Source organism: Mesorhizobium sp. M7A.F.Ca.CA.002.04.1.1, from assembly GCF_004022805.1.
Classification (GTDB): domain Bacteria; phylum Pseudomonadota; class Alphaproteobacteria; order Rhizobiales; family Rhizobiaceae; genus Mesorhizobium; species Mesorhizobium ciceri.
This window is the reverse complement of the sequence record NZ_RZPL01000583.1, coordinates 1-3,769: the sequence shown is the minus strand read 5'-3', so window position 1 is coordinate 3,769 and position 3,769 is coordinate 1. Positions and strand designations below refer to the sequence as shown.

Annotated in this window: 5 protein-coding genes; 3 read left to right on the top strand and 2 right to left on the bottom strand. The window is 61.1% G+C overall.

All coding sequences use genetic code 11. From position 1 onward, the window contains the following. Window positions 1–58: 58 nt before the first annotated feature. Both ENZ75_RS24720 and ENZ75_RS24715 read right to left on the bottom strand, forming a co-directional pair. Window positions 59–436, bottom strand: a complete 378-nt coding sequence (locus ENZ75_RS24720) for a hypothetical protein (RefSeq protein WP_013532899.1) — start codon at window positions 434–436, stop codon at window positions 59–61. Window positions 437–448: 12 nt separating this feature from the next. Beyond that, window positions 449–736 (bottom strand): hypothetical protein, encoded by a 288-nt coding sequence (locus ENZ75_RS24715; RefSeq protein ID WP_013532898.1) that lies wholly within the window; start codon window positions 734–736, stop codon window positions 449–451. A 286-nt stretch (window positions 737–1,022) separates the two neighbouring features. On the opposite strand from ENZ75_RS24715, the gene ENZ75_RS24710 reads away from it, so the two are divergent. The 3 genes from ENZ75_RS24710 to ENZ75_RS24700 all read left to right on the top strand — a co-directional run. Further along, window positions 1,023–2,156, top strand: coding sequence for an aminomethyltransferase family protein (locus ENZ75_RS24710; RefSeq protein ID WP_063167618.1), 1,134 nt, complete (start codon window positions 1,023–1,025; stop codon window positions 2,154–2,156). 142 nt (window positions 2,157–2,298) lie between these two features. After that, window positions 2,299–2,895, top strand: a complete 597-nt coding sequence (locus tag ENZ75_RS24705; protein ID WP_063167619.1) for a dimethylamine monooxygenase subunit DmmA family protein — start codon at window positions 2,299–2,301, stop codon at window positions 2,893–2,895. Beyond that, window positions 2,892–3,769: PDR/VanB family oxidoreductase (locus ENZ75_RS24700; RefSeq protein WP_164887975.1), on the top strand; the 878-nt coding region annotated here is incomplete at its 3' end. The genes ENZ75_RS24705 and ENZ75_RS24700, both read left to right, overlap by 4 nt.

Sequence of the window (3,769 nt, the reverse complement as noted above, 5' to 3'; positions counted from 1 at the left end):
GCGTAAGAGAGTGCCACCCACATGATCGTGTCCCCGAATTAAATCGTCCTCAGAACTCTTACTTGTCGTCGAATTTTTCGTTGATGACGTCGCGATATTCGCGGTCGGATGCGCGAAACAGGAAGACGAAATAGCCTATCAGCACCGCAGCCATTATGATCAGCGTCGGCCAGTCGATGACATAATGGAAGCGGTTCTGGATGATGTCGTGCGCGGTCTCGGGCGTGTAGCCGAGCTTTTCCCAGATCGAGGCCATGGTCGGGTTCTGGCCGAGCGCTTCCCACGTCTTGGCGTCGAGCGCGTCGATGGATTTCGCCGCACCGGCGAGGCCCAGTTTCAGCGGCAGCCACAGCGCCACGAAAATGGCGACGACGACGACGGCGATGTCGAAAACCTGCCCGGCCTTGCTCTGCTCCGGCGGCGTGTAGCGGGACATTTCTTCTACCCCTCAGGACTTGCGGTTGCGGAATGCGTCGGCGTTCTTGATGTCGAGCCCGTAGATGAATTCCTTGTCTTCCTTGTAGTGCTTGACCATCGCCAGGATGGCGGCCGTGTTGAAGATCAGCACGGCGGCGGCGGCGATCGCGACCACGGCCTTGATGCCGCTGTGCGGGATGTAGGGCCATGTCATGAGCAGGACGAAGAGGATCGTCGCCCACAGGCAGACGATCAGGAGCGCAGATCCGCGCACGTCGGAGCGGTACAGCGCTTCGATGCGCTGTTGCATGTCTGACATCGGTTTTCCCCTTTTTCCAACGCCAGGCCCCGAATTGGCCGGCCGCTGCCCTCTTTCAAGAGAGTGAAATTTTTTTCATAAATTCAGTCCGAATCCCGCAATTGTCAAGCGCGATTTACGTGAGGTTAACTGTTTGCTTTGCGCGGTGGATTTTGCCTGACAATGAAATTAATTGCTTATGGGTATTGCGGCGTCCTGGCGTTTGCGATCAATATTCGGTCAAAGCTCCCGCCACTGCGCAGGGGGCAGGGAACAGCAGAGCATTATCGAAACGGAGGACGAGCGGATGACGGCATCCTGGAGATTTTCGACCCTGGCGGATCGCCACCGAGCGCTCGGTTCGAAGCTCGAAGACTGGAGCGGCATGGGAACCGCCTGGACCTACGACAAGGATGCCGACGAGGAGTACATCGCCATCCGCACCAAGGCTGGCCTGATGGATGTCTCCGGCCTCAAGAAGGTGCACATCACCGGGCCGCATGCTTCACACCTGATCGACCTGGCGACGACGCGCGACGTCGAAAAGATCTATCCCGGCAAGTCGGCCTATGCCTGCATGCTGAACGAGGCGGGAAAATTCACCGACGATTGCATCCTCTACCGCACCGGCCCCAATGCCTGGATGGTCGTGCATGGTTCGGGCACCGGCCATGAAGAATTGCAGCGGGCGGCTATGGGCCGCGACGTGTCGCTGCGCTTCGACGACAATCTGCACGATCTTTCGCTGCAGGGGCCAACCGCCGTCGACTATCTGGCCAAGCACGTGCCGGGCATTCGCGACCTCAACTATTTCCATCATATGCAGACGCAACTGTTCGGTTTGCCCGTCATGATCTCGCGCACCGGCTACACCGGCGAGCGCGGCTACGAGATCTTCTGCCGCGGCCAGGATGCCGGCACGATCTGGGACAGGATTCTCGACGAGGGCAAGAGCGCCGGCATCATTCCGTGCCGCTTCACCACCCTCGACATGCTGCGGGTGGAAAGCTACTTGCTGTTCTACCCCTACGACAATTCGCAGAAATACCCGTTCGAGAACGAAGGACCCGGCGACACGCTGTGGGAACTCGGCCTCGACTTCACCGTCAGCCCCGGAAAGACCGGCTTTCGCGGCGCCGAGGAGCATTATCGCCTCAAGGGTAAGGAGCGCTTCAAGATCTACGGCGTTCTGCTCGACGGCAAGGAGCCGGCCGATGAGGGTGCGCTGGTCTATCGCGACGGCAAGAAGGTGGGCGTGGTGACCTGCGCCATGTATTCGCCGCTGGTCGAGAAATCGATGGGCATCGCCCGCCTCGACGTCGACTGCGCGGTCAAGGACACCAAGCTCGAAATCCGCAACAGGAGCGGCGCCATCAAGGCCACCGCCCAGCCATTGCCATTCGACGATCCCAAGAAGACCAAGCGCACGGCGAAAGGTTGAGGCATAGTCGACGGCGAGGGGTTCGAGCAATTCCAGGAAAAGTGTGAAACGGTTTTCCGTCCGGAATTGCGTCAAAGCAAAGAGATAGAGCGGTCCGCCGTTTCTATGAAACGGTGAAGCGCTCGAAGGCACGAAGACTTAAATGGCAGCCAAAAGCATCATCAGCCGGCCTGTTTACGGAACCTTGTCTCCGCAGCCCGGCAAGCATCATCTTTTTATCGCGGATGCGGAAGGGGCGCTGGCGATAGCGGAGATGGCCGGGAGGGCGCCGCCCGGGTTTTTCGACGACGCCGACATCGTCTTCATTCCCGGGCCTGACGGCAAACACACCGCAGCCCTCGAAGCGCTGAGACCGGTGCAGTTTCATCTGTCGCCATCCTTCGCCAGCCTGCTGCCACGGCTTAGGCAGACACTGGCAAATGCGCATATGGGCCTGCGCCTCTATCTCGCCGGCACTGAGGGCCTGATCGGCCAGGCGATGCAGGTGGCGCTTGAAGCCGGCATCGACCACACTTCGATCCAGACCGAGCACCGCGGTTCGCTGGCGCGGCGCATGCAATGCGTCCACTGCAAGGGCATCACCGAGAATGTGACGACGCAGCCGGCGACCTGCGCGCATTGCGGCCTGCTGCTTCTGGTGCGCGATCATTATTCCAGGCGCATCGCGGCGTTCCAGGGCGTCTGCATCAACGCCGAGGATCGCAGCGAGATTCCTCCGATGGAGGAGGTTTTCCGATGAGCGCCGGAACAACAAAACTCGATGTCGTGGTCAGCGACGTCGTCCCGGTCAACGACCTCGTCACCCGCTTCCATTTCCGCCGGCGCGACGGCGAGTTGCTGCCGACCTTTTCCGGCGGCGCCCATGTCGTGGTCGAGATGCGCGACGGCGAACGCACCAGGCTCAACCCCTATTCGCTGATGGGCTCGCCGCTCGACACGCGCGAATACACGATCTCGGTGCGCCGCGACGATGTCGGCCGCGGCGGCTCGCTGTTCATGCACCGGAACGTCAAGCCCGGCATGGAGATGGTGGTCAGCTATCCCGTCAATCTGTTCTCGCTCGACCTGCGCGCCAAAAAACATCTGATGCTGGCCGGCGGCATCGGCATCACGCCGTTCATGGCGCAGACCGCTCAGCTTGCGGCGGAAGGCGGCAATTTCGAACTGCACTACACCTGCCGCACCGCATCGCTCGGCACCTATGCCGATGTGCTGCGCGAGCGCTACGACCGACGGGTCAGGCTCTATCATGACGACCTTGACGAGCGCATCGAACTCGACCGGCTGCTGTCGACGCAGCCGCTCGGCACGCATCTCTATGTCTGCGGCCCGGCCGGCATGATCAACTGGGTGCGTGATCGCGCGGCAAGCCTCGGTTGGCCATCGGAAACCGTGCATTTCGAGCATTTCGCGGCCCCCCAGCCTGGCCTGCCTTTCGACGTGACGCTTGCCGTCAGCGGCAAGACGATCCGCGTCGATGAGCAGCAGAGCCTGCTGGAAGCGATCGAAGCGGCCGGCGTCGATCCGCCCTATCTCTGCCGCGGCGGCGTCTGCGGCCAGTGCGAAACCAACGTCATCTCTTGCGACGGCAAGTTCATCCACAACGACCACTG

What these genes read in the sequence shown, in the direction of transcription:
- ENZ75_RS24715 (WP_013532898.1), bottom strand. Translation starts at nt 736, where the DNA reads ATGTCAGACATGCAACAGCGCATCGAAGCGCTGTACCGCTCCGACGTG.
- ENZ75_RS24710 (WP_063167618.1), top strand. Translation starts at nt 1,023, where the DNA reads ATGACGGCATCCTGGAGATTTTCGACCCTGGCGGATCGCCACCGAGCG.
- ENZ75_RS24705 (WP_063167619.1), top strand. Translation starts at nt 2,299, where the DNA reads ATGGCAGCCAAAAGCATCATCAGCCGGCCTGTTTACGGAACCTTGTCT.
- ENZ75_RS24720 (WP_013532899.1), bottom strand. Translation starts at nt 436, where the DNA reads ATGTCCCGCTACACGCCGCCGGAGCAGAGCAAGGCCGGGCAGGTTTTC.